At 65.3% G+C, this 26,741-nt stretch carries 32 protein-coding genes and 1 tRNA gene; 25 read left to right on the top strand and 8 right to left on the bottom strand.

What is annotated here, in order from left to right:
* Window positions 1-331: 331 nt before the first annotated feature.
* The 3 genes from CA984_RS11095 to CA984_RS11105 form a co-directional block, all read right to left on the bottom strand.
* Window positions 332-928 carry a nucleoside/nucleotide kinase family protein gene (locus CA984_RS11095; RefSeq protein ID WP_086570954.1) on the bottom strand — a complete coding sequence of 199 codons (597 nt, stop codon included), beginning with the start codon at window positions 926-928 and terminating at the stop codon, window positions 332-334.
* Window positions 925-1,677, bottom strand: a complete 753-nt coding sequence (locus tag CA984_RS11100; protein WP_242675873.1) for a P-loop nucleotide/nucleoside kinase family protein — start codon at window positions 1,675-1,677, stop codon at window positions 925-927. Before CA984_RS11100 ends, CA984_RS11095 begins: the two co-directional genes overlap by 4 nt.
* A gap of 564 nt (window positions 1,678-2,241) precedes the next feature.
* Window positions 2,242-2,610, bottom strand: coding sequence for a GntR family transcriptional regulator (locus CA984_RS11105; RefSeq protein ID WP_242675874.1), 369 nt, complete (start codon window positions 2,608-2,610; stop codon window positions 2,242-2,244).
* Between the two features lie 138 nt (window positions 2,611-2,748).
* Between CA984_RS11105 and CA984_RS11110 the strand changes: the two genes are divergently transcribed.
* The 9 genes from CA984_RS11110 to CA984_RS45420 all read left to right on the top strand — a co-directional run bounded on the left by CA984_RS11110 (window position 2,749) and on the right by CA984_RS45420 (window position 9,379).
* The gene (locus CA984_RS11110) at window positions 2,749-3,087 is read left to right on the top strand and encodes an SCO3933 family regulatory protein (protein WP_086570958.1); all 339 of its coding nucleotides are present in this window, start codon (window positions 2,749-2,751) and stop codon (window positions 3,085-3,087) included.
* A complete protein-coding gene (locus CA984_RS11115) occupies window positions 3,084-4,457 on the top strand; it encodes an FtsK/SpoIIIE domain-containing protein (protein WP_242675875.1) in 1,374 nt (457 codons plus the stop codon). The genes CA984_RS11110 and CA984_RS11115 overlap by 4 nt, the downstream gene beginning before the upstream one ends.
* 21 nt (window positions 4,458-4,478) lie before the next feature.
* Entirely contained in the window at window positions 4,479-5,180 is a 702-nt protein-coding gene (locus tag CA984_RS11120) for a DUF2637 domain-containing protein (RefSeq protein ID WP_086570960.1), read from the top strand.
* 17 nt (window positions 5,181-5,197) lie between these two features.
* Window positions 5,198-5,374, top strand: a complete 177-nt coding sequence (locus tag CA984_RS45985; protein WP_165781198.1) for a hypothetical protein — start codon at window positions 5,198-5,200, stop codon at window positions 5,372-5,374.
* The gene (locus tag CA984_RS48635) at window positions 5,371-5,502 is read left to right on the top strand and encodes a hypothetical protein (protein ID WP_278248998.1); all 132 of its coding nucleotides are present in this window, start codon (window positions 5,371-5,373) and stop codon (window positions 5,500-5,502) included. Before CA984_RS45985 ends, CA984_RS48635 begins: the two co-directional genes overlap by 4 nt.
* 101 nt (window positions 5,503-5,603) lie before the next feature.
* The gene (locus CA984_RS11125) at window positions 5,604-6,974 is read left to right on the top strand and encodes a replication initiator (protein WP_086570962.1); all 1,371 of its coding nucleotides are present in this window, start codon (window positions 5,604-5,606) and stop codon (window positions 6,972-6,974) included.
* A complete protein-coding gene (locus CA984_RS11130) occupies window positions 6,967-7,152 on the top strand; it encodes a helix-turn-helix domain-containing protein (RefSeq protein WP_086570964.1) in 186 nt (61 codons plus the stop codon). The genes CA984_RS11125 and CA984_RS11130 overlap by 8 nt, the downstream gene beginning before the upstream one ends.
* Window positions 7,152-8,393 (top strand): site-specific integrase, encoded by a 1,242-nt coding sequence (locus tag CA984_RS11135; RefSeq protein WP_207620818.1) that lies wholly within the window; start codon window positions 7,152-7,154, stop codon window positions 8,391-8,393. The genes CA984_RS11130 and CA984_RS11135 overlap by 1 nt, the downstream gene beginning before the upstream one ends.
* A gap of 296 nt (window positions 8,394-8,689) precedes the next feature.
* Window positions 8,690-9,379: a hypothetical protein gene (locus CA984_RS45420; protein ID WP_133061619.1), complete on the top strand. Its 690-nt coding sequence runs from the start codon at window positions 8,690-8,692 to the stop codon at window positions 9,377-9,379.
* 642 nt (window positions 9,380-10,021) lie between these two features.
* On the opposite strand, the gene CA984_RS11145 is transcribed toward CA984_RS45420, so the two are convergent.
* On the bottom strand, window positions 10,022-10,660 hold the full coding sequence (locus CA984_RS11145; RefSeq protein ID WP_133061620.1) for a DUF6461 domain-containing protein: 639 nt from the start codon (window positions 10,658-10,660) through the stop codon (window positions 10,022-10,024).
* A gap of 584 nt (window positions 10,661-11,244) precedes the next feature.
* On the opposite strand from CA984_RS11145, the gene CA984_RS11150 reads away from it, so the two are divergent.
* From CA984_RS11150 to CA984_RS11155, 3 genes are all read left to right on the top strand, one after another.
* Window positions 11,245-12,429, top strand: a complete 1,185-nt coding sequence (locus CA984_RS11150; protein ID WP_133061621.1) for an AlbA family DNA-binding domain-containing protein — start codon at window positions 11,245-11,247, stop codon at window positions 12,427-12,429.
* A 123-nt stretch (window positions 12,430-12,552) separates the two neighbouring features.
* Window positions 12,553-13,293, top strand: coding sequence for a hypothetical protein (locus CA984_RS45425; RefSeq protein ID WP_133061622.1), 741 nt, complete (start codon window positions 12,553-12,555; stop codon window positions 13,291-13,293).
* Between the two features lie 367 nt (window positions 13,294-13,660).
* A complete protein-coding gene (locus tag CA984_RS11155; RefSeq protein WP_086570972.1) occupies window positions 13,661-14,221 on the top strand; it encodes an NUDIX hydrolase in 561 nt (186 codons plus the stop codon).
* Here the strand turns inward: CA984_RS11155 and CA984_RS11160 are convergent.
* Entirely contained in the window at window positions 14,202-15,419 is a 1,218-nt protein-coding gene (locus CA984_RS11160; protein ID WP_086570975.1) for a helix-turn-helix domain-containing protein, read from the bottom strand. The two genes, CA984_RS11155 and CA984_RS11160, sit on opposite strands and share 20 nt — an antisense overlap.
* A 120-nt stretch (window positions 15,420-15,539) precedes the next feature.
* On the opposite strand from CA984_RS11160, the gene CA984_RS11165 reads away from it, so the two are divergent.
* The 11 genes from CA984_RS11165 (at window position 15,540) to CA984_RS11210 (ending at window position 22,891) form a co-directional block, all read left to right on the top strand.
* On the top strand, window positions 15,540-15,950 hold the full coding sequence (locus tag CA984_RS11165) for a hypothetical protein (protein WP_242675876.1): 411 nt from the start codon (window positions 15,540-15,542) through the stop codon (window positions 15,948-15,950).
* A 143-nt stretch (window positions 15,951-16,093) separates the two neighbouring features.
* Window positions 16,094-16,249: a hypothetical protein gene (locus CA984_RS47800; protein WP_242675877.1), complete on the top strand. Its 156-nt coding sequence runs from the start codon at window positions 16,094-16,096 to the stop codon at window positions 16,247-16,249.
* A 92-nt stretch (window positions 16,250-16,341) separates the two neighbouring features.
* Window positions 16,342-17,058, top strand: coding sequence for a GntR family transcriptional regulator (locus CA984_RS11175; protein ID WP_086570980.1), 717 nt, complete (start codon window positions 16,342-16,344; stop codon window positions 17,056-17,058).
* A 120-nt stretch (window positions 17,059-17,178) separates the two neighbouring features.
* The gene (locus CA984_RS11180; RefSeq protein ID WP_086570982.1) at window positions 17,179-17,619 is read left to right on the top strand and encodes a plasmid replication, integration and excision activator; all 441 of its coding nucleotides are present in this window, start codon (window positions 17,179-17,181) and stop codon (window positions 17,617-17,619) included.
* A complete protein-coding gene (locus tag CA984_RS11185) occupies window positions 17,616-17,936 on the top strand; it encodes a hypothetical protein (RefSeq protein ID WP_086570984.1) in 321 nt (106 codons plus the stop codon). Before CA984_RS11180 ends, CA984_RS11185 begins: the two co-directional genes overlap by 4 nt.
* 85 nt (window positions 17,937-18,021) lie before the next feature.
* A complete protein-coding gene (locus tag CA984_RS11190) occupies window positions 18,022-19,476 on the top strand; it encodes an FtsK/SpoIIIE domain-containing protein (protein ID WP_086570986.1) in 1,455 nt (484 codons plus the stop codon).
* Entirely contained in the window at window positions 19,473-19,670 is a 198-nt protein-coding gene (locus CA984_RS11195; RefSeq protein WP_086570989.1) for a hypothetical protein, read from the top strand. Before CA984_RS11190 ends, CA984_RS11195 begins: the two co-directional genes overlap by 4 nt.
* On the top strand, window positions 19,667-19,822 hold the full coding sequence (locus CA984_RS45990; RefSeq protein ID WP_165781199.1) for a hypothetical protein: 156 nt from the start codon (window positions 19,667-19,669) through the stop codon (window positions 19,820-19,822). The genes CA984_RS11195 and CA984_RS45990 overlap by 4 nt, the downstream gene beginning before the upstream one ends.
* The gene (locus CA984_RS11200; RefSeq protein WP_086570991.1) at window positions 19,819-21,492 is read left to right on the top strand and encodes a replication initiator; all 1,674 of its coding nucleotides are present in this window, start codon (window positions 19,819-19,821) and stop codon (window positions 21,490-21,492) included. Before CA984_RS45990 ends, CA984_RS11200 begins: the two co-directional genes overlap by 4 nt.
* The gene (locus CA984_RS11205) at window positions 21,489-21,683 is read left to right on the top strand and encodes a helix-turn-helix domain-containing protein (protein ID WP_086570993.1); all 195 of its coding nucleotides are present in this window, start codon (window positions 21,489-21,491) and stop codon (window positions 21,681-21,683) included. Before CA984_RS11200 ends, CA984_RS11205 begins: the two co-directional genes overlap by 4 nt.
* On the top strand, window positions 21,680-22,891 hold the full coding sequence (locus CA984_RS11210) for a tyrosine-type recombinase/integrase (protein ID WP_086570995.1): 1,212 nt from the start codon (window positions 21,680-21,682) through the stop codon (window positions 22,889-22,891). The genes CA984_RS11205 and CA984_RS11210 overlap by 4 nt, the downstream gene beginning before the upstream one ends.
* Window positions 22,892-22,952: 61 nt before the next feature.
* Here the strand turns inward: CA984_RS11210 and CA984_RS11215 are convergent.
* Both CA984_RS11215 and CA984_RS11220 read right to left on the bottom strand, forming a co-directional pair.
* Window positions 22,953-23,025, bottom strand: a tRNA-Arg gene (locus tag CA984_RS11215).
* Window positions 23,026-23,796: 771 nt separating this feature from the next.
* Window positions 23,797-24,387 carry a hypothetical protein gene (locus CA984_RS11220; RefSeq protein ID WP_086571054.1) on the bottom strand — a complete coding sequence of 197 codons (591 nt, stop codon included), beginning with the start codon at window positions 24,385-24,387 and terminating at the stop codon, window positions 23,797-23,799.
* Window positions 24,388-24,530: 143 nt separating this feature from the next.
* On the opposite strand from CA984_RS11220, the gene CA984_RS11225 reads away from it, so the two are divergent.
* Both CA984_RS11225 and CA984_RS11230 read left to right on the top strand, forming a co-directional pair.
* The gene (locus tag CA984_RS11225) at window positions 24,531-25,661 is read left to right on the top strand and encodes a sensor histidine kinase (protein ID WP_242675878.1); all 1,131 of its coding nucleotides are present in this window, start codon (window positions 24,531-24,533) and stop codon (window positions 25,659-25,661) included.
* Window positions 25,658-26,299 (top strand): response regulator, encoded by a 642-nt coding sequence (locus CA984_RS11230; protein ID WP_086570999.1) that lies wholly within the window; start codon window positions 25,658-25,660, stop codon window positions 26,297-26,299. Before CA984_RS11225 ends, CA984_RS11230 begins: the two co-directional genes overlap by 4 nt.
* Here CA984_RS11230 and CA984_RS11235 read toward each other — a convergent pair.
* Window positions 26,269-26,739, bottom strand: a complete 471-nt coding sequence (locus CA984_RS11235) for a MaoC family dehydratase (protein ID WP_086571001.1) — start codon at window positions 26,737-26,739, stop codon at window positions 26,269-26,271. The genes CA984_RS11230 and CA984_RS11235 overlap by 31 nt on opposite strands.
* Window positions 26,740-26,741: the final 2 nt, after the last annotated feature.

Consider the following 26,741-nt stretch of genomic DNA (forward strand, 5'->3'; position numbering starts at 1 on the left):
GATGAACGGTGTCTGTCCACCCCCTGACAGACACCGTTCATCCCACCCAACCCCCACAGACGGAGTTGGCCTCGGGAAGACATGGCCTCCGCTGCTGTCAGGGGCGGGGGAAGCACGGACAACGCGATGGTCGGCATCAGCGCAGCGAACCGAGAGGAAGCGGAAGCAGTGACGGTCCTGCCAGCGGGCTACCGGCTCCTCTGTGACGGCTGTTCCCACGGCTCGGTGCGCTGGACGTCGAACCCCCAGGGAATGTGGACGGGAGCCGAGTGCGCCGACTGCGGGACCTGGTGGCGGCTGGACCTGATTCCGCCGGACGTCGCGGCTCGACTCACGGGGGGCATGCCTCCTCACGAGGAAGCGCGGCCGTCTGTAGTCGGTCGTAGGCACCCATGATCTCCTCGGCTGCGGCGTCGGCACTGAGCTGGTCGGTATGGAGGCGCAGGTGAAAGAACCCCGCGTCGGTGTTGGCCTCCAGGTCGGCGAGGGTCTCGTCCCATGCGGTCAGGCGCTTGCCGGTGTCGGCGTCCCCGCGGCCTTGGGATCGTTGCTCGGTGACCTCGCGTGGGACCCAGAGCAGCACGCGAAGCCACCCGTCCGGAACCTCGCCGATGAGCTGGCGCAGGTCGGCGATGTTGCCCATGTGCGTGACGGGCACGTAGCCGGCGGCGTGCCGGTCCTCGATCGCCTGGCGGTCGATCGCGTAGACGTTGCCGTACCGGTGAGTCTCGGCTACCAAACGACCCGCGTCTCTGAGCTTGGCCAAGTGCTCAGCCGTGACGAACTCATACCCGGCGGCCCGGCCGGTGCCGACCTTGAGCTTGGGCAGCAATACGAACCGCGGATCCAGCCGGTGAAGCGCGGCAGTGACGGTGTCCTTGCCGCTGGCCGGCGGGCCGTACAAGACGATCCCCTGCAGACCGCTCACGTCAGGATCCGCTTGAGCGCCTCGCGGGTCTGGTCGGCAAGGCTGATCGCCGAACCGAGCCGGTTGTCCACCGTGACATGTGCAGTGGGCGGACTGGCCTCGACCTGCAGACCCTCGGCGTACTGCTCCCAGTTGCCTAGCTTCCAGGCATCCCGGGCGGCGCCGCGGAACTCGATGTACTCCCGCATGGACTCGGGATCGCAGCGGACCCAGATCGCCGCGACGTCGATGCCCTTGGCCGCGCACCGGTTTTCCAGGCGGGTGAACCACGCCGCATCCTTCAGTTCCGCGATGAACGGGGCGGACAGGATGGTGGAGGTGCCGACGTTGAGGTTGTCCCACGCGGTCTCCATCAGGCACCGGTACTCCAGCGGCCGGACCTCTTTCAGGTACAGGTCGGTGTGGCGGTCGTTGGGGTCGCCACCGAGGGAGATGAGCAGCCGCTCGACGATGCAGCGGGTCAGGGAGTCCTTGTCCAGGAACGCCCAGCCGGTGATGTCGGACAGGAAGCGGGAGAACTCGGTCTTGCCGGATCCGGCGTATCCGCCGACCAGGACGAGGATGGGCTTGGGGCTGCCTCCGCCGTGGCGTCGGCGCCAGGCGTCGACCACCCGGCTACGAAGAAGCGCCTGCGGGGAGTCGCCGGACTCGATGCCGCCGACGGAGACCTTCGTGAACGCCTCCTCAATGACCTGGGCGGCGGCGTTGTCGGCTGCGGGATCAGCGGGCGCAGGCAGATCGGAAATCACGATTTCCGCTTTCTGTGATTCACCGGGCAGAGGGGGACGAAAGCCTAGTTCGGGCTCAGTGGCCTCATAGAGCAGACAATAAGCGCGCCGGTAATGCGGGCCGGGGAACACGGTCCCCTGCTCGTGTCCCCAGAGCGTTTGGAAGTTGGCGGCCGGGACGCTCAGGCCGTGGCGGCCGGCTGCCTGGCGGAGTCGTTCGCCTGCGGCTTCGAGGGTGAGGCCGTGGGCTTCGCGGTGTTCCCGCAGGCGGGAGGGGGTCCAGCCGGGGCGCTGGGTCGTCTTCATTGCATACCTTCGCCTTCACGCTTCGGGGACGGTGCGCGGTGTGCGGTCGTGCATGTGAAAACGCATGTGTAAATGGGCGTTGAGTGGAACTGAAGAAGCTTAACTAGATCGGCGTGATACCGGAAACCCCCAGCTCACGGTGAACTTAGGCCATCCCGAAAGGCGAAACGCACCACAGAGCAAGGGAGAAACCGATGAACGTCGACCCGCAGCGGATCATCTGGGAATTGGCCGCGATCCGGGTGGAGCTGGACGAGTTGGCATGCCGGATCGGTGAGATCACTTCTGCTCTTCGAAGACTGCCGCCTCCACAGCGGCAAGCCGATCCCCCAGCTCCTTGAGGGACTGACGCATCTGGCCAAGCTGGTCGAGGATCTCGGCGGTCGCGTCGGATGCCTGTGACTCGGAAGGTTCGGCGGGGGCCTGACAGACGAACACGCCCTTGCCCTGCTGGCCGATGACCACTCCCTCGGTGCGGAGCACGCTGATCGCGGCCTTGACCACGCTGGCGGAGACGTCGAAGCGCTCGCCCAGTTGGGCGATGGACGGCAGGGCCGTACCGGGCGCGAGTGAGCCGGCGCGGATCTGGGCGCGCAGCTCGTCGACGATCTGCAAGTAAGCCGGCCGGCCGGTCTTCTCCACCATCATCTGCGCTCTCCTCGTCTCACCTCCAGTTGAGCACACCCAGGTAAAGAAACCAACCAAGTCGCCGAAGCACTCATTGACAACATGGAATGCTAAGTGTTCCATGTGTTCTAAGAATTCGATCGAGCAAAGGAAACGATCATGCGCACCATCCCCATCCCCGTCGACGTCACCAAGCTCCAGATCACCTGCGTCAAGGCCGCCAAGCCCCGCCTGGTCAACAAGGACACCGGCGAGATCAAGCGCGACAAGGACGGCAACACCATGTACGAACTCACGCTCCTGTTCGAGGACGAGTTCAACCGCATGGAACTGGTCAAGGTCAGCACCACGCCCGAACCGCGGGTCATCGCCGGCGAGGAAGTCGTCCCAGTCGGCCTGGTCGGCTACGTCTGGGAGCAGGGCGGCCGCTGGGGCATCTCCTACCGGGCGCAGTCCTTCGTCCCCGCCGGTTCCGCCGGAACGGGGGCGGACCTGTGATCGACCTCGGCCACCCCTTACTCAAGGTCCTCGCCATCCTCCTCGCGATGATCGTCTGGCGGCGCTGGGCTCCGGCCTCCTACTGGGCCCTGATCGTCTTCCCGCGCAAAGCCCTGTGGCTGCGCTGGACCTGGCGGCACGTGGCCTCCGGCTGCGGACTGACCAAGAAACGCCACCGCTGGTGGTTCACCACCGTCCCCGGCCTGGTCGCCTCGACCGGCGTCGTACAGGTCAAACGGCGCTTCCAACGGGTCGCGGTCGACACCAAACCCTGGATGGGCCTACCACGGCCGGTCCGGCACGGCTTCCGGATCACCTTCCACCTCCTCGACGGACAGGTGCCCGACGACTACGCCAAGGTCTGCGAACGCCTCGCGCACGCCTGGCGGATCGAAGCGGTCCGGGTGGTCGGCTCCCGACCTGGCCGCGTCACTCTCCAGGGGATCACCCGCGACCCTTTGTCCCACGTCGCGCCCGCCGTCCCCCCGGCTGAACCTCGGGACGGCTGGCGGGCCGAAGATCTGCTCCGGCCGGTGGTCGGGGTGCTGGAGACCGGCGCGGCCTGGCGGATGGACCTGCGGCTCATCCCGCACTGGATGAACGCCGGCGCCACCCAGTCCGGTAAGTCCAACCTGATCAACGCGCTCATCGTCGGCCTGGCCCCGCAACCGGTCGCCCTGGTCGGATTCGACCTCAAGGGCGGGGTGGAGCTGTCGGCCTACGCCGCCCGGCTGACCGCGCTGGCCACCACCCGCGCCGAGTGCCTTGACCTCCTGAGCGACCTGATCGCCGTGATGGGCGCCCGGATGCTCGCCTGCCGCCGCTACGGGGTGCGCGACATCTGGCAACTTCCCGACGCCGCCCGGCCCATTCCGGTCGTGGTCCTGGTCGACGAGCTGGCCGAACTGTTCCTCACCGCCGACAAGGCCGAAAAGGATCAGGTCACCCGTACGGCTACCGCCCTGCTGCGCATCGCCCAGCTCGGCCGCGCCTTCGGAATCCACCTGGTGCTGTCCGGTCAGCGGATCGGCTCCGACCTGGGCCCCGGCGTCACGGCGCTGCGTGCCCAGATCGGCGGGCGGGTCTGCCATCGGGTCAACGACCCCGAAACCGCGGTGATGACGCTGGGCGACCTCGACCCCGACGCCCTGGTCGCCGCCCGGTCCATCGCCCCGGAGTTGCCCGGCGTCGCCGTGATCACCGGCTCCGATGGCCGCTGGTATCGCGCCCGGTCCGGCTACGTCTCCACCACCGCCGCCGAACAAGCCGCCGGCACCTACGCCGACGTCACCCCCTCCTGGAACCAGGTCGCCGCCTCCGGCCTCGGCCACGAACTGCCCGGCGCCGACACCCCCGAACTCGCCGCCTGAGGTCCGGAAGGAGACCCGACCATGACCACGACCGCACCCCGCCTGGCCGTACGGCTGGCCGACTCCGCACCGGTTCTCATCCTCGCGCTCATCGCCGGGGCAGGCAGCTTCACCCACATCCGCGACACTGCCACCGAACACGGACAGAACGGCTGGATGGCCTGGGCCGTGGCCGTCTGCGTCGACCTCACCTGCGTCATGGCCGCCCGGGAACGGCAACGCGACAAGAAGAACGGCCGCCGGCGGGACGGCTGGATCTCCTGGCCCACCCTCGTCCTGGTCGGCGGAATCACCCTGTCCCTGGCCGCGAACCTCGCCCAGGCCGAACCCTCCGCCTGGGGCTGGATCACCGCCGCGACCCCGGCCGGCGCTTTCCTGATCGCGGTCTCCATGCTGGAGCGCCGCGCGACCGAACCCCGTCCCGAACCGTCCCCGGAGCTCGTCCCCGTTCCGGACGCCGTACCGGAGACCGTCCCCGAACCCGCCGCAGCCGTTCCACTGCCCGGCCTCGCCGTGCCCGGCCAGAACGGCACCGAGAACGGCCAGAACGACGCCGGTACGGATGATCCGCTCCTGGACTACGCCCGCCGCGTCGCCGACGAACACCACGCCCGGCACGGCAAACCGATCACCCGCGACCTGCTGCGTACCCGCCTGGGCGTGTCCAGCCAACTCGCCTCCGACCTGCTGCGCACCCTGCGCGACAGCCCCGAACCCGCCTGAGCCGAAGGAGAACCGCCATGCGCATCCGCATCGACGGCACCTACGCCGAAATCGCCTACGCCGCCAACAAGATTCGCACGATCCTCCCCGTCGGCCAGATATCGCCGATCATGCCGCTCCACGAACGGCCCCATACCTGGCGCGTGTTCATCAACACCGCGCTCAAGCGCGACACCGGGAGATGGATCACATGACCGACGACCAGGACGCCCCGCTCGTCGACATCGTGCCCAAGCGCTGGCTGTGCTGCCACTGCGGCGGGACCGGCGTCGACAGCCACGGCCAGACCTGCCAGCACTGCGAGGGACTCGGCTTCTGCTGAGCCTCGGCGCCCCCGGCGTGACCACACATCCGCCAAGACGTCCGCCACGTCGGGGGCCATCCCGCACCGAACCTCGAAAGCCCGGAAGGGACCCACCCATCATGCCAAGCACCTACGCGGTAGCCGGACTCATCACCCGGCTCCACGACCCCCAATACGCCCGCTGGGCCTCCCAGATCCGCCGAACCGGCGGCTGCCGACAGCCCATCCACCTACGCGGCCACGTCCACCACGTCGACCCCGCCACCGGCGGGCGCCTCCACAGCTACACCACCGCCACCGAACCGGACGGCATCCTGCGCGTCCCCTGCAAGACCCGCCGCGCAACCCGCTGCCCGTCCTGCGCCGAGACCTACCGATCCGACACCTACCAACTCGTCCGCGCCGGCCTCGTCGGCGGCAAGGGCGTCCCGGACTCCGTCACCGCTCACCCGTGCCTGTTCGTCACCCTCACCGCGCCGTCCTTTGGGACCGTCCACACCCGGCGGGAGAAGAACGGCACTGTCCTGCCGTGTCACGCCCGGCGCGACGCGGCCACCTGCCCGCACGGTCGAGTAAGGTCCTGCACCACCCGGCACGGCGCCGACGAGGGATGCCTTGGTGAACCGCTGTGCCCGGACTGCTACGACTATGCGGGGTCGGTGCTGTTCAACGCCATGTCCCCGGAGCTGTGGCGGCGCTTCACCGAAGCCCTGCGCCGACGCGTCGCCAAGAACGCCGGGCTGACACAGCGAGAGCTCCGCGAACAGCTCACGATTTCCTTCGCCAAGGTTGCCGAGTACCAGCGGCGCGGCGTCGTCCACTTTCACGCGGTCATCCGCGTCGACGGCCCCGAAGGGCCGGCTACACCTCCACCGGCCTGGGCGACGGCTGACGCGCTGGCCGACGCCGTACAACATGCCGCCTCGGCCGTGGCCGTCACCGTCCCGGCCGCCGGGGACGATCCCGCTCGGGTCCTGCGCTGGGGCGCTCAACTCGACGTCCGCGAGATCACCATGACCGGTGACCTCACCGAACAAGCCGTCGCCGGCTACATCGCCAAGTACGCCACCAAGGCCGCCGAATGCGTCGGCACCCTGGATCGGCGCATCAATCCCCTCGACGACCTGGAAGCCTTCAACCTCCGCGATCACCCCCGGCGGCTCATCGCCGAATGCCTGCGCCTGGGCGCTCTCGACGAACTGGCCGACCTCCGGCTCATCCAGTGGGCTCACATGCTCGGCTTCCGCGGCCACTTCTCCACCAAGAGCCGCCGCTACTCCACCACCCTCGGCACCCTCCGCGCCGCTCGCACCGAACACATGCGCGGGGAAGCGATCGCCACCGGTCGCCTGCCGCTCTTCGACGAGGACACCGTCCTCGTCGTCTCGCACTGGGAGTACGCCGGACAGGGCCACTCGGCCGGTGACGCCCTTTTGGTAAGTGCCCTTACCGGAAACCATTTCGCTGACTCGGGAGGCGTCCATGAGTAATCCCGCGTTGCTCACCGTCCCGCAGGCCATGACCGTTCTCCAGGTCAGTCGGTGGACGCTCTACCAGCTCATCCGCTCCGGCGAACTCGACTCGATCGTGGTCGGCGTGCGCTGCCGTCGGATCCCCGAAACCGCCCTGAACGACTACGTGAACCGACTCTGTGGAAAGGCTGCCTGATGGGCAAGCGCTCGAACGGTGAGGGCTCGGTCTTCCCGTACAAGGACGGTTGGGCCGGCTACGTCTGGGTCGTCACTCCCGAGGGGAAGAAGACCCGGAAATGGGCCTACGGCAAGACTCGTGAGGAGACCCATGAGAAGTGGCTCAAGCTCCACGAGCTGGCGAGCAAGGGACCGGTATCGACCAAGCACCCCACCCTCGCCGCGTACCTGACTCGCTGGCTCGCCGAGGTGATCAAACCCAACCGGGAGCCGACGACCTACGTAGCCTATGAGCCGCTGGTGCGGCTCTACATGATCCCCAGCCTCGGCAAGAAGCGGCTCGACAAGCTCACGGTCCGCGAGGTTCAGACGTGGCTGAACACGTTGGTCACGCTCTGCACCTGCTGTGACCAGAAGAAGGACCACCGGCGGACGGAAGCCAAACGGCGATGCTGCGCCATCGGAAAGTGCTGCAAGGGATATCCGTCCCGGAGCACGATCGCGGGCATCCGCCGAGTCCTGCGTTCCGCGCTCAGCACCGCCATCCGAGAAGAACTGATCCCCAAGAACGTCGCGGCGTTGACCACCCTGCCCAACCCAAGCAAGACCAAGAAGAAGCGCCAGCACGTGGCATGGGGCGTCGACGAGGCCCGGAAGTTCCTCGAACACCTGCGGGCGGAGGATGACCCGCTCTACGCGGCCTACGTGCTGATCCTCGTTCTGGGCCTGCGTCGGGGCGAGGTGCTCGGGCTCGCCTGGGACTGCGTCGACCTCGGTGGAGAACAAGTGTGGATCTCTCGACAGCTCAACCGTGTCAGGGGAGAGCTCCTCCACCGCGAGACGACCAAGACCGACGACTCCACCGCATCGCTTCCGCTGCTCGGCCTGTGCATCACTGCGCTCAGACACCGCCAGCGAACTCAAGAGGAGGCCCGCAAGGCGGCCGGAGCGAAGTGGAAGGACTCCAATCTCGTCTTCACCACGAGGAACGGCACGCCAATCGAGCCGCGCAATTTCAACCGATCGTTCGAGGTTCAATGCCGCAAAGCGGGTGTCCCGCGCATCCGGGTCCACGACACCCGGCACACCTGCGCCTCGCTCCTGGCTGCCCTCGACGTCCACCCTCGGGTGGCGATGCGCATCCTGCGGCACTCGCAGATCTCGATGACCATGGATGTCTACACTCAGATTCCCTCCCCGGAAACGCGCAAGGCGCTCGACCGGCTCAATCAGAGCCTCGACGGTTCAAGCGAGATATAGCTCCTCATCCGTTGCCGCAAAATGCCCTTTGGGATCACCCCAAAGGGCATTTTGCACATGCAAGAGCTTTACTCGTAACCGAAAAGGCATATCGAACTAACCATCGCGACGATTTCACTCTTCGTTTTTTGTGATTTAAAAGAATAGGATTTCCGGCGAGCTGCTCAGTTCGCCTTCACACCGAACGTGATGGAGGGCGAATGACGCACCCTGCGAGTTGTGAGCGCGCCAAGCGGCATCAGTGCCGATGTTCCGACTGTGGCGGGGCGCAGCACGGTTGGCCTTACGGTGTCGCCTTGGCCCGCGATCCCTCCCCGATCGGTCGCCAGGAGGCAAGAGACCGCAGCGACTCCGACTGGGCTAAGACCCAACCTCCCAGGGGACGACGAGAGCCGTCCCAGCGCAGACAGGCAGCCGCCACCGACAGTGCAACAGTCGATCTCATTGACTGGCTGTCCGAAAATCCAAGCACCATCGAACACGTCCAGAAAGTCGGCGACCTCCTTACCGGCTCCGTGATCAGCGAACTGGACAAGAGGTTCGGCGGCAGCAAGCCACGAGAAGCCAGAAGAAGCCTTACCAATCACTTCTGGTGCGATCTCCTCGTAGCCCTGTCCGAGGGTATTGAGGAGTTCTCGAAAGCCGTGGACCGAATACCCGAATACGTGACGGCGGCCATCATCAAATCTCGGAACGACGAGCGTTCCAGCCCTCTCTCCGAAGCGCTGGTTGCTCTTGCCGTGCAGACGGCGTGGGGCCCTATCAAGAGCATGGTCCATGCCGCCGGGGTCGAGGAGGTGCAACGGACGTGTCGGATCCTCGCCGTCCTGATCTGCCCGGCTCCCGAAAATCACGCGGCGGTCCAGAACGGCGCCCTCCTTCCCCTGGCGAAGGAGGGGATGTTGGAGATCAGCAGAGAGCGGCTTGAGCAGGTCTTCCCCGCGGAGTGGGTTCGCCGTCTCCGGGGTGACCTCGGCGGTGCCTGAGCAAGGTTGTCGGCTTCGGAGAGCCGGGGCTGGGGCGCTGGCCCTTGATGTTCGTCGTTCTCGCTCCGACCGCGCCGCCCCGGCCTTGACGCATGCTGTCCGCAGGAGATCGCCTGTGTGAGTCCGCGTTGCTGTACAACGCTGCTGTACGGACATGAAAAAGGCCCTCCGGGATGATCCCAGAGGGCCTTTGACCTGCTGTGCGGCCGGAGGTACTCGAAACCCCAACCTTCTGATCCGTAGGTCCCCAAATGATGTCCGGGGATGTTCAGGCCAGTTCGCCGAGCAGGTCGCGAACGATCCGTCTGTTCGTATCAGTCCAGCTCGATCCAGGGGCGTGCGGCTTGGTGGCTCCCAAGTTGGCTCCCAGAGTTGGAGTGCCAACGGTTTTACAGCGGGCTGACGTTCCCGACTACATCAGATGTCTGACCTCGGGATGCGGCTCTTACCTGTCCCCTATCAGGGAAGATCATCCCGCATATATCCCGCGAGGCAGAGCCAGCCACGATCGCCGCCGGAACCGCAGATCTCTCGGGAGAGAGAGGGCCTTCCCCCTGCAGACGTCGGTTTGAACCTCGGATCGGCGGTAAACCGGGAAGACCTGGTAGCCACCTGCGGCATCAGTGCACGCCGCCCTCGTGATCACTGACTGATGGCGCCGACGAGTAGGGGCCCGTCGAGGATGCTGGGAGTGAACACCACGCCAGTGATCTTGGCCGCCAGCAAGAACGCACGCGAGATCCTGTTGGTGTACATGTCATCCCACGTCGCCTCCCATTCCTCTTCATCCAACTTCTCCGGAGGCAAGCCGGTTTCACGCATGAGCTCGTTGATCCGGTCCGGGTCGCTGCCCCACCGCGTGCCCGGCAGGTGCGGCGTGAAGCTGGTGGCGACCTTGCCATCTACCGCGTACACGAAGCTGTCCTCCGCATAATCGTGCCGTCCCACGGCCACCACCTCGCATCCCCGAGACAGCCCGGTCAACGGCTCGGCCAGCACCGCCTGGAAGCCCCCCGGTTCGACGGCCACGCCCCACTCACCGACCTGGACGACGCCGACATAGTCGTTGCCGGTCATCCCTGCCGACTCCCAGACCTTGACACGGAGTTCATGGAAGGTCTTCTCCCGCCCTGGGCGTCCGGCCCCGAAGCGGCGCAGCACCTCGGCAGGTTCGAGCCCACGAAAAAAGGACACGCAGAAAATCTCGCCAAGCAGATCCTCACGGTCTCCTACTCCTGGCGAAGCTTCCAACCAACGGAACGGAACGAGGGGATCGGCCACCACAACCTCCTTTGATGGTTTTACAAGGCGTCGCCCGTTCTACCGCTCAATGACCTCTGACCTGCGGTGCCGCCATGCGGCAGGCGATCTACTTCGGAGATTATTCCGCACACTTTTCGGATCATGGAGGACAGCATCTCGCCTGCTGGTTCATACCTCGGCATGGAGCTGGACCGCAACAATGCCGCTCGGTGAGCCGTGCTGAGGAACGAAGCACGGATCGTCGATCGCCCCCGGCAATCTATGGCGCCCAGCCATGCTGTGGCGATCGTAGAGCTGCATCTGTGCGGCGGCGTGGCAACCCCGGCCGGAGCGTTCGGTCGGTACGGCGGGGCCGGCGTGCGGTGCCCGGCCCGGTGTCCCGCCGCCGTTCGGGACCGGCCCCCAGGCCGCACGCCCGGACGGCGGGCGGGCGGAGGGCCGGGGGTACGGCGGCGCGCCGCGCCGCCGCCTTGATACCCATAAGAACAATTCGGCAATCCATCGGCTACATGGTTTTTGCGTAGCCCGCTATGGAACAGCCGCCAGGGGTGTAACTCCCTAAAGGGGTGACATGCATAGAGGCGTTGGATCATACTGACGGCATGGAAGTCAACGCATCCACAGGGGCCTCTTGGCGAGAGGCAATAATTCACCTGACCACCCAAAGCGCAGCATTGTGGACAATGAATGACATTGAATTTGAAATGTCTAGCGATCAAGCACCAAGCATCTCTCTAGCAACACTCCGAAATGGAATTTTCGAATACCGAAGATTGCTTCCACCCATCGACCCATCCGGGAATCCAAATAAATCAGTCAACCGAGAGGTCAATTTATGCATTGACGACATGATGCCCCTCCCCTGGGAAGAGGGTCCGATGATTTTCGTTGACTTTACACTAGGCGACGAATTTGATTTCGACTTATCGGTAAGATCCAACAAAGAAATTCCCTTAAGGGTGGTCGCAAGTAGAGTCGAGTCCATATTGGAAGAGTACGGATGCCGACTGCGTCGCACCAAGAGCACAGAAGAACCCTACGGCATACGCATGAGCCACGACCCTGGAAGTTACGTATGGACCGTGCAAGGGGTGTGCCCTTCGTCTGTCACCGTGTCTCAGATCTGTACCATTCGAAAAGAGTTGAATTATTCAACTTTCTTCTTTAATCAGTCCTTCACTGATCCTCGGACGGTGTACGAACTTGTTCGCACTGGCAGTATCGCACGGCTCCTAGGATTGGCAGAGAACGAATGGCTGGAAGTTAAGTCGTCACCGTACGAGATGAAGCGCGATAAACAGTGGCAATGCGAGCTTGCCGAAGATGTGGCGCGATTCGCCAACTCGGAATACGGAGGGATTCTAATTTTAGGAATTCGCTCAGAGAAGGCTGAGGGTCGCGATGTTTTGCGAAAAATCACTCCACTTCCACTAGACGGGAAGAGAGTACAGAATTATCATCAATCTCTGGACTCACACATTCACCCGCCAATAGAGCGCATAAAAATTGAGAGTATCAAGACGGAGGGCGGAGAGATCTTATGTATTCTCATCCCACCCCAACCAGAGGAGCGCAAGCCCTTTTTGGTGCAAGGAGGATTCGTGGATGGCAAGTATCAGCGCGGATTGATTTCAATCGTCCGTCGCAGGGGGGAGCATTCGATACCTATTACCGCTAGGGAAATTCACGCAATGCTAGTTGCCGGTAGAGCACTTCTAAGAGCTGAAGGCAGAAGGGCTCCAAGTGCTGAAGAGTCTTCTCAAGCGCTGGGAGATGATGCTCTATAGGGGCTCCAGATTTAGGACATGCCCTAAGCGGTATCGGCATCGATCGAGGCCGAAGCGCCGAGTGAGATCTGACACTTGCAAAAAAAGGTAGATTCTGTACGCTCAGTCCCTTAGATTGCTCCTATGGATGATGATGAGGTGCTGCTTTCGGAACTGGCGGCACATAGAAGGCACACGCTTGAGCTAATCTTCCGATCCTACGTTGAAGACGGGTCAATCGAAGTTTCCGACAGAGCGCCTGAAGACATCATGGAAGATTTTCATGAGATCCTTCGCGGAATAGTGAGTGCATCCGAAGGGGAACGTACAGAGTTCTGGCCATCTTTCGATCATAGAGAAACGTTGCGGCAACGGGCTGCACAGGAAGCCGCCAACGGCGACGATCGCATCGCTATCACCTTGTATGCAACATGGGTAGAGCATTTTGTCAATGGCATGCTTTCTCAAGCATTCCAGCGTAAAGGCTACTCAACTAAGTTCATCCTGCCTCTCTTAAGAGAGTTGCGGCTTCCCACTAAAGCCACAGTGCTGTGGGAGTTAGCAGGACTTCCCGCCCTCGATGAAGAGAATCTAAAGCTCTTAGACCATGCGATTAATCTTCGAAATGCCTTCGTTCACTACAAGTGGTCTCCCTCATCCGAAGTGGATTCAGACCGGGAGATTGGTCGCCTCAAGGGTGTTGTTGTAAGAATGAATGGCCTTGTGGCGGATTTCTCTGCGGTCGAATCTGCTGTTATCTGGCGCGGACGCGAAGAGGAAATACTCGGCTTCTACCATCGATCGATAGATGACCGCGAGGTCTCTGAAGGATTTGGAATGGATGTAGCAAACCAAACGATCAAGGAAGTGTTCGATTTTGAGTAGTAGAAAATGTTTTCCACTTGGCAGTCTAGATAAGGTGAATGCCAAACTATATCGAGGTTCATGTCACTGTTAAAGCATGGATAAGGTGAATCTCATCTGTTCGACAGTGGTGAGTCGGCGATTGTCTGCATGTGCTCGAATCGTTGCTCAGTCGAGACATGCCCTCATGGACCGGTAAGTAGAGGATGTCACCAAGTAGCTCTCTTGCTGCCTGATTGGACTGGGATGCAAGGACCTTCCCCACGGTGGCAAGGTACTGGAGCTCCCCAGGTCGACTCGCTACGCTAGGCCGATTCCAAGGCATAGCGTGCGTAGGTTACTGCTCATGCCCGTGTACGTCGGGGATGTTGGGCTGTAGCTTCGCTGTGTGGCTACCAACGAGGAGCAGACGCGCTGGATCGTCCATGGCGAGCGGCTGATCTACGACAACGAGTGGATCCGCCTCGGGCTCGTGGACGTCGAGATCCCGGACGGGGAGCGGTTCGAGCATCACGCGGTTCATCTGGGTCGGGCGGCCATGACGGTGCTGGTCGACGATGAGAACCGCGTGCTGATGATGTGGCGGCATCGGTTCCTGTTCGACCGGTGGGGCTGGGAGCTGCCCGGCGGCCTGGTGGAAGTCGGAGAGGACCCGAAGAACACCGCTGCTCGTGAGGTGGAAGAGGAGACCGGCTATCGGCCCAAGGAGATGGAACACCTGATCACGTTCCAACCGATGGTGGGCATGGTCGACTCTGAACACCTGGTGTTCCTCGGCCGGGGTGCCGAACTGGTCGGTGAGCCGGTAGGTGAGGTGGAGGCCGATCGGCTGGAGTGGATTCCGATGGCCGAGATCCCGGACATGATCGCTCGGGGAGACGTCTGGAACTCCGGCGTGCTGGTCGGGCTCCTGTACGCGCGAGAGCGGCTTAACGGAGGCCGCGGGTAGCCGCTCGGGTGAGTTCCTTGACGCGTCGCCCGTGCCGGCGAGAGCCGGTCATGGTGGCGAGTTGTCCAGCTCGGTAGAGATGGGGCTGCGCGGCGTCCAACTCCCCCATGGCCAAGAAGGCGTGAGCCAGGTCGCACCTCAGCCCGGCCTCGGCGCGGTTATAGGTGCCGTCCATCCCCGTGAGAGCCGATTGGAGATCCTCGATGGTGTCGGGGTCGCCGAATCGGACGAGGCAGTTACCGCGCCAGCGGGCAAGGTGGTGGGTGTTAAGAGAGACGTACGGCAAATGAGGGTCGGCGTCTCCCTCGGGGAGAAGCGTGGCGGCCTGGTCGAGGGCTGTGCGGCAGGTGGTCTCGTCGCCGAGTATGGCCGCGGTTTCCGCTTCGGCAGCGGCAAGCCAGGTCCGTAGATGGCCGGGGACACGGCGGTCATAGGTGGCGCGAACGTGCTGAAGTAGTTCTGTAGCCTCCGCCGGCCGTCCGAGGTCGGCCAGGACATAGGCCTGCTGGCCACATGCGTAGGCGAGTAGGGCGGAGTCCTCGGCTTCGCGAGCGGCGGAGATGGCGTTTTCGTGGTGGTCCCAAGCGTCTGACAGTGCGCAGGTGTCGATGGCCTGCCATCCGGCGAGAGCTGCGGTCTCCGACAGTACGTAGGCGAGTTGAGCGCGGATGCCTGGCCGGATGGCGTGCCGGTGGGCGCGTTCGATCTGGGCGATCTGGGCGCGCATCTTGTCGGCGATCGCTGCTGCGCCACGACGGCGGTCCAGTAGGCGCAGGTTGTTGGTATCGGTGGAAAGAATCATGACCGTGGTGGGGTCGATGACGGCCGCGGCTTCGATTCGGGCTGTCAGCTCGTCGGTCTGCTCCTGGTGGCTGTCGTCGTAGTCGCCGGTGGGAGATGCGATGTCGAGTGGGGCCAGGCCGAAGAGCATGCGGGCGTGGTCGGGCAGGCCAAGACCGGCGGCGATGCGTTCGTAGACCTCCAGGTCGGTGACCTGGCGTTGTCCCCGGATGATCTGGCTGATGCGGCCCTGGGATATCCCGGTCGCCGTGCTGATGCGGACTTGGCTGGCGCCGTCGTACTTGACTGCGAGATTGAATAGCCCAGCTACGTCACGCTTTTGAAGGATTTCTCTGCTTTCATCGCGATCCCAGACCCATGCTGGAATCTCGATCGGATTGAAAGCGTTCTTGTGCATGCTGTCCTCCGGCGATCATTCCCCGAGGTGGTGCATCGCTACAAGCCAAAACTCTATATCTCTCGGTGGTATATCCGCGTGGGATAGGAGTCGAAAGTTATCCCGGACATCCTTTCCGGCATGACAACACCAGTTAAGTGCACGGAGTGCGACGGGCGCGGCTGGAAGATCGTCACCCGTCGTGGATGCGTCGCCGCCATGGGCCTGCACATGGAACTGTCCGCGCGGGAGGACTGCCTCTACTGCGCCAGCCCGGAACAGGTTGTCGAGATGTTCGAGTGGGAGGTGTTCACCACCTCCGGCGGAACCGACGATCTCGGGCCGTGCGGGACCAGCTCGGGACAGGCACCGTCGATGGACGCGCTCCGTACGGCACTGCGCCAGATGGCACCGAACACCGGAGCCTGGGGGCGGATCACACACCGGGTCTACGACTTCGGCACGGTCCCCGACGACTGGTCACGGCAGGTGATCTTCCGGGCGACGGTAGATCCGGCCGGAGCGGTGCGCTTTACACGGACCCTTCCATGACGGGACAGACGGCCATACCGGGGGCACCGTGCCCGGCTTTCCATCTGCCGCCGATGAGGGATGGGCATCGGGCTCTGTCCTGGAATGAGACACGTCGGTTCGAGCGAATTCGCGTGACGGCCTGGACCTGCCATGAGCACCGGGTGACATTTTACGAGTTCTGCGAAGCGGGCGGCCTGGCCTTTATCCAGCGAACGTTCAGCGACAAGAAGAAAAAGGTCGTTTCGCAGAGCGAGGCCTGGCCGCTTCGGGAAGCTCGCGCCGTGTGGATCGCGCTGCTGTCCGGAATGGTGAGATAGCCGTTCAGGCTGCTGCTGGGGGTCCTGACAGGCTCCTGCCCAGCCGGTACTGTGCTTATGCAGACAAGTGGAAGAGTGATCGGGCGGTTGACATGAGCATGGACTTCGCTCCGCCGAAGTATGCCCAGGTGATGAAGGCTATTCAGCAGCGGATCGAGGCTGGTGAGTACGCCCCTGGTGACATGCTGCCGTCCGAGACGCAGCTTGTCCGCGAGTTCGCCGTGGGCCGCACGACCGTGGTCCGAGCGTTGCAGACACTCGCCATGCAGGGCTGGATTGAGCGGGAGCACGGGCGTGGCTCGTTCGTGAAGGGCCGGCCTGACAGTCCACCGGATCGCGTCCGGCCAGGCCTGGCAGTAACCGAGCAGGCCGAGGGCGCCGAGAGCGTGACCGAGGTTGAGCGCGTTGCGGCTCCTCGTCACATCGCCCGTCTTCTGGGCGTCGCGGAGCGGACCCCCGTGATCGCTCGTCGACGGGTGGCCAAGCAAGGTGGCCGACCCTCTGCGGTGGAGACGCTGTGGTTCCCGTTGGAAATCGCGCTCGGCACCGACGTGGACAAGCCCGAACCGCTCCGGCATGGAGTCCGTCAGCACCTCCAGGCGGTCAAGCACCTGCGATTCGATCACGTCACGGAGCGGCTGACCGCGCGTAACCCCACCAAGGAAGAGGCTGAGTTGCTCGGCTCCCCCAAGCCCGTTCTCGGGGTGCTGGCCACCGTGCATGACGCCGCGGGGTCCGTGCTCCTGGTGATGAGTGCCGCTCTCCCCGGTGACCTGCATGAACTCCAGGATGTCTACCAGGTGAGCTAATCCTTCTCCCACCCGTTCCGCTCAACCACTTGTGCGGACGAGTGGAAGAAGCTATCTTCAACTCAGTCGGACAAGTGGACAACCGAACGTCGGGCTGTCCTCAGTGAAAGGAAGCATGACATGGCCATCCAAGGCCCCATCCCCATCAGCTTCGACCAGGTCTTCCCGCACGGCTGCTACATCGTCGGTGAGGTCGAGCAGGTCAAGGACTTCGACGCCTCGACCAACGGGCGGACCGTCTACGCCAAGGACAAGACCACCGGGGAACCGGTGTGGCAGGTCGCGGTCATGGACGCCGACCCGACCGTCAAGGCCGGACAGAAGACGGTGGCGGTCAAGATCCTGTCCACGGTGCAGCCGGTCCCTCCGGCCTCGCTGCCGGGCCTGCCGTTCGTGCCGGTCGAGTTCGAGGCCATGACCGTCACGCCGTACGTCGGCCAGAACACCGGCCGACTGGCCTGGTCCATCCGGGCACGGGCCATGCGCGCTCCCCGTACCGCTGCCGCTCCGGCTCCCGTCAAGAACGCCACCGCTGCGGCCACCAAGGAGGTCGCGGCATGAGCACCCCCAAGCCCTACACCTACGTCACGGCCGTTCTGCGCAACGGTGAGATCCGCCTCGACGTCGCCTTCAGCACCCCAGAGATCGGCGTGCTGGCCGCGGTGACCGACAACAAGCGGCCGTTCCTGGACCTGGCCACCCCTGAGGCCCAGGTATCGGTCTCAACCACCGGCGGCGGGCCGGTCACCGAGCAGGACGTGACCCTCGCCCGCGAGATCTTCAACGCCGCCGCGCGCTACCTGACCGACTGCGAGCGGCTGCACGCCGAACAGGCGGCCGGTCCCACCCTGCCGGGCCTGGATGAGATCCCGGCCTGAGAGGTAAGCGGGGCCGCTGGAAGGTGCAACTTCCGGCGGCCCCTCGGTTCTCCCCAGATGCGAATCAAGAGAGGGCTCAAGCCTAATGTTCAAAAAACTGCCTGGGGACGAGGCGCAACAGCTCGTCTCCACCACCCCGGACACCGCCGTAGTGTTCCGCCCGGCCGTGCTCCGTACCCCGGCAATCGTCACTCTTGTCATCTTCGTCTGGCGGCTGCTGGCCAGCCTGGTGCGGCTGGTGTGGCGGCACCCGATCGCCTCGGCCGTCGTCACCGCCCCTTGCATCCTGGCCTGGCTGTACGGCTGGCAGTACGGTCTCGGCCTCGTCGCCCTGGTGCTCGTCGGCCTCACCTCCTGGGCACTGCTCGGCCGCATCTCCTTCAATCGCTGGATCGGCTGGCAACTGCTGGCCTTCTGGCGGCTGGTATGGGTGTACCGGCGGCACTGGCAACCGGTAATGATCATTTCCGGATTGGGGCGGCACCTACGGGGCCGGGACTACTTACCCCGCCTGGTCTCCATCCGGTGCACCTCGTGGGCCGATCTGGTCACGGTGAAGATGCTGCACGGCCAAGCGGTCAAGGACTGGTCCGATCGCACTGAACATCTGGCGCATGGGTTCGGGTCGCGTTCCTGCCGGGTCTCCGTCGCTCGGGCTGGCCGGTTGCTGCTCGTCTTCCCCCGGCACGATCCCCTCGCCACACCTCTGCCTGCTCTGCCGATCCCGGAGACCGCGTCAGTCGGGCCGGTGGAGATCGGCACGTGTGAGGACGGCACGCCGTGGCGGCTGAAGGTGCACGGCACGCATGTCCTGGTCGCCGGGGCCACCGGGGCGGGCAAGGGGTCGGTCATCTGGTCGACCGTCCGCGGCCTGCTGCCCGCCGTCCGCGCGGGCCTGGTCGAGATCTGGGCGCTGGATCCCAAGCGGATGGAACTGTCCTTCGGCCGGGACCTGTTCGGCGACCGCTACGCCGCAAGCCCCGCCGGCTGCGCCGACCTGCTGGAAGCGGCGGTCGCAGTGATGCAGGAGCGGGCCGACCGGTTCGCCGGACTCCAGCGCAACCACACCCCCACCGTCGAGGACCCCTTCGTCCTGGTCGTGGTCGACGAGGTGGCGTTCCTGACCGCCTACCAGTCCGACAAGGGTCTCAAGCTCCGTATCTCCGCCGCCCTGGCCACGCTCACCACGCAGGGCCGGGCGGTCGGGGTCGGTGTCCTGGCGGCTCTGCAGGACCCACGGAAAGACGTGCTGAACATCCGCAACCTGTTCCCCGACAAGATCGCGCTCCGGCTGGACGAGTCCGAGCAGGTCGACATGGTCCTCGGCGACGGCGCCCGGGATCGCGGCGCGCTGGCCGATCACATCTCACCGATCCCCGAGCAGGGCGCGGGCGTCGCCTATGTGCGGCTGGAGTGCTCGCCTGATCCGATCCGGGTCCGCGCCGCCTACGTCTGCGACGCCGACATCCATGCCATGGCCGCCGGCTTCACCTCCGGCTCGGACACCGCGCCGCTGCCCGTGGTGGAGGTGACCCGATGAGGATCTGCTTCTACGGCACCGACGAGGAGATCACCCGGCTGTGTGAACGGCCCGTGCTGGCCCTCCTGGGACCGCGCCATGCTCAGCCCGTCCTGGCCTTCGAGCTGTTCAACGCCCGGATCACCACCGACCCCTACGGCTCGCTGTTCCGCCTGGCGGCCGATCTGACCGAGATGGAGGGGGAGCGGCCGTGACTGAGCTGGCTCACATCCTCGACGGGCTGCGCTGCGCGGCCTGCCACGCGGTCAACACGCTCTGGCTGGACCTGATCCGCGGCCTGGTCGAGTGCCGAGAGTGCGGCCAAGGCGCACTCATCGACCCCGACGACGAATGGGAGGACGCATGACCAACCCGACCGGCCGCGCCCTCTCCCGCGCCGAACGCCAGGCCATGCCGGTAGCTCTGGACGTCGCGGTGGAGATCGCCAAGCACAACGGGGTGTGCATCCGGCCCGTCGTCCTGCGGCGGCTGGACACCCACACCAGCACCACCGAGGACGTCAACGTGCCCTGCGGGGCCACGATGGAGGCCAAATGCCCGCCGTGTGCCAAGCGCAACCGCTACCTGCGGATGGCCCAGTGCCGGGAAGGGTGGCACCTGGAGGCCGAACCGTCGGTCGCTCCGGATGAGCCGAATGAGGAACAGCGCTGGCTGGTGGAGTTCCGCGCCGACATGCAGGCCCAGCGCGATGCCGCCGAACAGGCCGGCGACGACACCACCGATCTCGACGCGGTACTCACCGGACTGGATGAGGAGATCAACGCTGCGGGGATGCGGGGCAACCTGCTCGGCCGTACCGCCGCCAAGCGCAACCGCTCGACCCGGCGGCGCCAGGATGCCCCCGACCTGCCCAAGCGAGTCCGGCAGAACACCACGCTCGGGCGGACCTTCACCGGCTCGGACGGGGCCACCTACCGACCGTCGCTGTTCATCACCCTGACGCTTCCTTCCTACGGGAAGATCCGGGCGGGTCAAGGCGTGCCGGTCGATCCGGACGCCTACGACTACCCTCGCGCCGCTCGGGACGCCCTGCACTTCTCCAAGCTGGTGGACCGGTTCGTGCAGAACCTGCGCCGGGTGGCGGGCTATGACGTGCAGTACTTCTCCTCCGTCGAACCGCAAAAACGGCTCGCCCCGCACCTGCACATGGCCGTGCGGGGCACCATGCCACGCGCGGAGATCAAGGCCATCGCGGCGGCGACCTATCACCAGGTGTGGTGGCCGTCCGTCGACGAGGTCAAGTTCGACAGCGATCACCTGCCGGTGTGGACGCCGCGGGCCGACCTTCCGGACGGAGAAACTTACTCAGACGGTCAGGACGGCGACTACCTCGACCCGGTTACCGGAGAACTCCTGCCGACCTGGCGGGAGGCACTCGACCGGCTCGACGCCGACGAGGACGCCGAACCGCTGCATGTGGTCCGCTTCGGCCCCCAAATCGACGTGCAAGGCGTCCTGTCCGGAACCCCGGATGCCGACCAGTGCATCCGCTACCTGAGCAAGTACCTGACCAAGAGCCTCGGCGACACCCTCGACGCCGACAACCCGGCCCAGCGCGCGCATGCCGCCCGGATGACCGAAGCACTCCGCTACGAACCCTGCTCTCCGGCCTGCCCGAACTGGCTGCGCTACGGGGTCCAGCCCAAGGGCGCCAAGGCGGGCATGGCTCCGGGCCGGTGCCGGGGCAAGGCGCACAAGCCCGAACACCTCGGCTACGCGGGCCGCCGCGTCCTGGTCTCGCGCAAGTGGTCGAACAAGACCCTGGCCGAGCATAAACGCGACCGCCGCACCTGGGTCATGGAAGCCCTCGGCCTGGCGTCCGACGAGCCCGCCGACCCGCACCGCTACGTATGGAAACCCGTCCCGGCCGGCGACGACACCATCCCGTCCCTCGCTCTGCGGCTGCTGCGCATGGTCGCCGAACGCCAACGCTGGCGAGCAACCCTGCTGGCTCTCCAAGAGAAAGCCACCGACCAACCCACAACAAATCTTTCGGCAATGAGGGAGGCGGCATGACAGATGACATCGATCCCTTGCTTCTCCGGCCCGAGAAGGCCGCGGAGCTTCTCAGCGTCGGCCGGACCACGGTCTACGCGCTGATGCGATCGGGCGCTCTCCGCTCGGTCCGTGTCGGCACCCTTCGCAGAATTCCCCCGACCGCGCTCGCCGAGTACGTCGCACACCTGGAAGAGGAGCAAGCAGCATGAGCACCAAGAAGCGCGGCCACAACGAAGACTCGATCTACAAGGACGGCGATCGGTGGCGCGGGGCCATCTCCATCGGATACGGGCCGAACGGAGAGCGTGTCCGCAAGAAGGTCTCCGGCAAGACCCGGCCCGAGGTCGTCGAGAAAATCCGGAAGATCCGCGAGGGCCTCGCCAAGGGTCTTCCGGTCCCCGACGACAAGATCACCGTAGGTGCGTTCCTCGACCGCTGGCTGTCCACGCTTCCCGGCCACATCGCGGACTCGACCTTGGACGACTACGAGGACACCGTACGGCTCCACCTCAAGCCGGGACTCGGGCGGCACAAGCTCACCGCGCTGACCGTCGCCCACGTCGATGCCCTCTGGCAGGCCAAGCGGGAGAAGTACAAGCCCAACAGCGTCCGGATCATGCGGGCCGTGCTCCGCAAGGCTCTCGGGCAGGCTGAGCGTGAGGGCCTGGTGGCGCGGAACGTCGCGGCGCTGTCCATGCCTCCCCGGCTCAACACCGACGAGGGCCGGACACTCACGGTCGACCAGTCGCACAAGCTCCTGGACTCGGTCGCAGAGCATCGGATGGGCGTGCTCGTCCTGCTATCGCTCGTCTTCGGGCTCCGCCGCGGTGAGGCGCTCGGGCTGATGTGGAGCGGCTTCGACCCGGAAGCCCGGACCCTGCGCGTGACGCACGCGGTGAAGCGAGTCAAGAACCGCGGCACCGACACCGAACGGAAGACCAAGCTCGTGATCGCCGAACTCAAGACCAGGAAGTCACGCCGCACGCTCTGCCTGACGCCCCAACTGGTCGACGCGCTGAAACGGCACAAGAGCGCGCACAACAAGGAACGTCTTCACGCCGGACAGGACTGGACCGAGCACGGGCTGATCTTCCCCACATCTTTCGGCAACCCGTCCGACCCGGACACCTTCTCTCACCTGTTCTCAAAGCTGACGCAGAAGGCCGGCCTCGGCCACTGGCACCCGCACGAACTGCGCCACTCCGGGGCCTCGCTGATGCTCGCCCAGGGCACGCCGCTGCACGTGGTCTCCGACGTCCTCGGGCACGCGAGCATCGCGATCACCAAGGATGTCTACGGGCATCTGATGGAGGGCGACAAGCGCGCGGCGACGGAGGCAATTTCGGGGGCCCTGCTGGGCAGACTCGCACCTTTGGCTCCCAGGTTGGCTCCCACCGACACCGAAGAGATCGGTTGAGCACCAAAAGAAGAAAGGCCCCTGAGCAGATAATCCCTGCTCAGGGGCCTTCTTGCATCTGTGCGGCCGGAGGTACTCGAAACCCCAACCTTCTGATCCGTAGTCAGATGCTCTATCCATTGAGCTACGGCCGCTCGCTGCGTAAGTAATCATAGCGGGTCTTGAGCCATGCCTCGAACCACTTAACGGACGCGTCTCTGACGGGCTCGTTGGTCTCCGCGTTCTCCGGGGTAGATGGGCGGGCGTCCCCTGCTGACGGGATCGAGGGATCGGGGTGATCACGCAGGTGGGGCGGGGTCGGCTTGGAGGATCAAGGGAAGCATTCCCGGGAAGCGGGTCTCTGTCTCAGCCAGGCGGAGGTCGGGGCGGCGAAAGCCGCTTTCCGGGGTGACGCGGAGGGATCGGCCTCGTGGAGGACCTTCACGTGTGGGCCTCACCGGTCACGCCGTGAACCGCAGACCGCAGACCGCAGACCACAGATCGCAGACAGGTCGGCGGGTTCGGGGGGTTCGGCTCGAACGTGTCTGGGCTCTGGAGGTTCACGTCGGCCGCGCGGGCCCGTTCACAGGGCGGGACATGGCTGAGGCCGCTCTGCACGGACCGGGAGGAACCAGGGTTCTCTGCATACCGCACGGGTGATGCGCGCATACCGTACGGGTCGTCTGCATGCCGTACGGGTGATCTGCCCATACCGCACAGGTCTTCTGCATGCCGTACGGGTGATCTGCCCATACCGCACGGGTGATCTGCATGCTGTACGTGTCCTCTGCATACCGCACGGGCAGGTTATGCAGATGGTCCCCCTCTCCCCGGACTACACGATCTCTTCCTGGACTACACGATCCAGCTCCCTGGACTACACGATCCAGGCGGACCTCAAGCGCGTGGGGTGCCGGTGGAGGAGGTCATGCGCTGGAGTCGCTGGTGACCTTCTCGCCGCCGTCCCGATCGCCGGGGGCCTCCTTCGGAGACTTCTTCGGGAACAGGGTGTAGCTCACCGGCCAGAGCACCGCGATCAGCGGGATCTTGAGCAGGCTGCCCATGAAGGCGGTCAGAGCGGCCGTCCGTGAGGGGTCGTCGACGAGGCGGATCAGGCCGAACAGCAGGACGCAGGTGATGCCGTACGCGACGACGATGCGGATCCACACGCCCCATTCGTAGCGGGCCCTGGCCATGCCGCCGGCCGGAGGTTTCCACGGTGCGGGGCCTCCGGCGAAGCGGTGGGCGAACGTGGCGTCGGCCCATTTGACGGTCCGGTGGCCGAAGACGATCGAGTAGCCGAGGTAGGCGGCGGCCAGGCCGTGGTGCCAGGCCGCCTGCGCCCCGCCGCGCATGTCGATGACGGCGGCGGTGAGCAGGACCACGTCGAGCAGCGGCACCGAGATCAGCAGAGCCGTGCTGAGCCGCCGCATGCCCCAGAGGTAGCGCGAGGCGAGCCCCAGTCCGAGGAGGACCCAGAATCCAATCTCGCAACCGATGATAATCGCCAGAATCATGATCCCAGGATCGCCGGACACCCCACGGCCGGGCATCGTCGGGGGTGATGAACCGGCCTACATCCTTGTGTGTACGAGGTGTGTACGGCGGCCCATTCCCCAGCCGGAGCAATCGCCCTGCCAGGGATGATGGGATGGAGGGCATGAGACGGGACGACACGTTGTGGGCCGTGGCGTGCTTCGCCGGCGGCCTCGTCCTGCTGGCCGCCGGCGCCTATCTGCATCGGGCGACGCCCGCCTACCTGCTCGCCGTACCGCTGCTGGTCAGCTGCCTGGGCGTCGCGGTACGGCGGAGCTCGCCGATGGCCGCCCTCTGGCTGGGCCTCGTCGCCATCGTCGCGGACTGCTTCCTGGGTCCGTCCATGGGCACGATCCTGGTCTTCACCGACAACATCTACGCGGCCGTCCGGTACGGCCCGGCCAGGCTGAGCAAGTGGATGCTCGGCATCACCTCGGTCTTCGCCGTCGTCGGCGGGACGGCCGCCGGGTTCGTCTTCCGGGATCTGAGCCTCCTCGCCGTGGCCGTCGTCCAGCTCGGCCTGATCGGGGTCACCCCGGTCTTCACTGGAATGATCATGAAACAGCTCCACGACCGGGCCGAGTCCGAGCGGTCCAGGGCCGAGCAGGTCGCGCGGCTGGCGGAGCTGGACCGGCAGGCGGCGGTGGACTCCGAGCGGGCCAGGATGGCCAGGGAACTGCACGACATGATCGCCAACCACTTCAGCGCGATCGCCATCCAGTCCACGGCCGTGCTCTCCCGTAAGGACCTGACCGCCGAGGCCGTACGGAACGTCCTGGAGTCCATCCGGGAGAACAGCGTCCAGGGCATGGCCGAGATGCGCACCATGATCGGGCTGCTCCGGCAGGACGGCGAGGAGACCGAGGCCACCCGGCGGCGGGTGGCCGATGCGGAGGATCTGGCGGATCGGGCGCGGGAGGCGGGGCTGGAGGTGCGGTTCCGCGTGGACGGTGACACCCGGGATCTGCCCGCCTCGGTGGACCTCGCCGGATACCGGATCGTCCAGGAGTCGCTGACCAACGCGCTCAAGCACGGCGGGAAGATCGTCGACCTGGTGATCGGCTACCGGCCCGGCCTGCTTACGCTGACCGTGGACAACCCGGTCAACGGCGCCGGGCGGGCACTTCCCGGCGCGGGCGCGGGGCTCGTCGGCATGCGGGAACGGGTCGCCCTCGTCGGCGGCTCCATCGAGGCCGGCCCACACAACGACGGCTGGCGTGTCCGCGCCGAGCTACCCACCGGGGAGATCTCATGACCATCCGAGTCCTCGTCGCCGACGATCACGCGGCGGTCCGCGCCGGGATCGTCCTCATCCTCGAAGGCCAGGAGGACATCGAGGTCGTCGGCCAGGCCTCGGACGGGGAGCAGGCCGTCTCCATGGCCCTCGGACTACGGCCCGACGTGGTGCTGATGGACATCCGGATGCCGAAACTGGACGGGATCTCCGCGACGCGCGAGCTGAGCGGGATCACCGACGTCCTGATCCTGACCACGTTCGACATCGACGAATACATCTTCGGGGCGCTGCGGGCGGGGGCCGCCGGGTTCCTGCTCAAGAACACCGACGCCGACGCGCTGGTGGACGCGGTGCGGGTGGTGGCCCGGGGGGACGGGCTCATCTCACCGTCGGTCACCCGGCGGCTGATCTCGGCCTTCGGCACGGCCGTCCCGGAGCGCAGGCCGCAGGAGGTGGGCGGCCTGACTCCGCGCGAGCGGGAGGTGCTGGCCTGCATAGGGCGGGGCATGTCGAACGCGGAGATCTCCGTCGAGCTGGACATGGCGGAGGCGACCACGAAGACCCATGTCAGCCGGTTGCTGAACAAGCTGGGCCTCCGCAGCCGCGTCCAGGCGGCGATCCTGGCTCAGGAGCTCTCCTCGGGGACCGGGACGTAGAGGGAGAGGGTCTCCGCGATGCAGGACGGCCTCTTCTGGCCTTCGACCTCGATGGTCAGGCGCATGTTCGACAGGTAGCCCGAGGGGGTTCCCTTGACGTCGACGATCTCCGCGCCCGCCCGGATCAGCGCGCCGACCGGGACCGGCGCGGGGAAACGGACCTTGTTGAGCCCGTAGTTGATCCCCATGGCCAGACCGTCCACCCGGACCAGCTCCGTCATGAACGACGGCAGCAGCGACAGGCTCAGGTAGCCGTGGGCGATGGTCCCCCCGAACGGGCCTTCCTTCGCCTTCTCGGCGTCCACGTGGATCCACTGGTGGTCGTCGGTCGCGTCGGCGAACAAGTTAACCCGTTCCTGGGTGATCTGACGCCATTCGGTGTAGCCGAGATGCTCGCCGACGGCCGCCTTGAACTCCCTGACATTGTTGAAGATCCTCATAC

The organism is Streptosporangium minutum, from assembly GCF_002149035.1.
GTDB classification, from domain to species: Bacteria; Actinomycetota; Actinomycetes; order Streptosporangiales; family Streptosporangiaceae; genus Streptosporangium; species Streptosporangium minutum.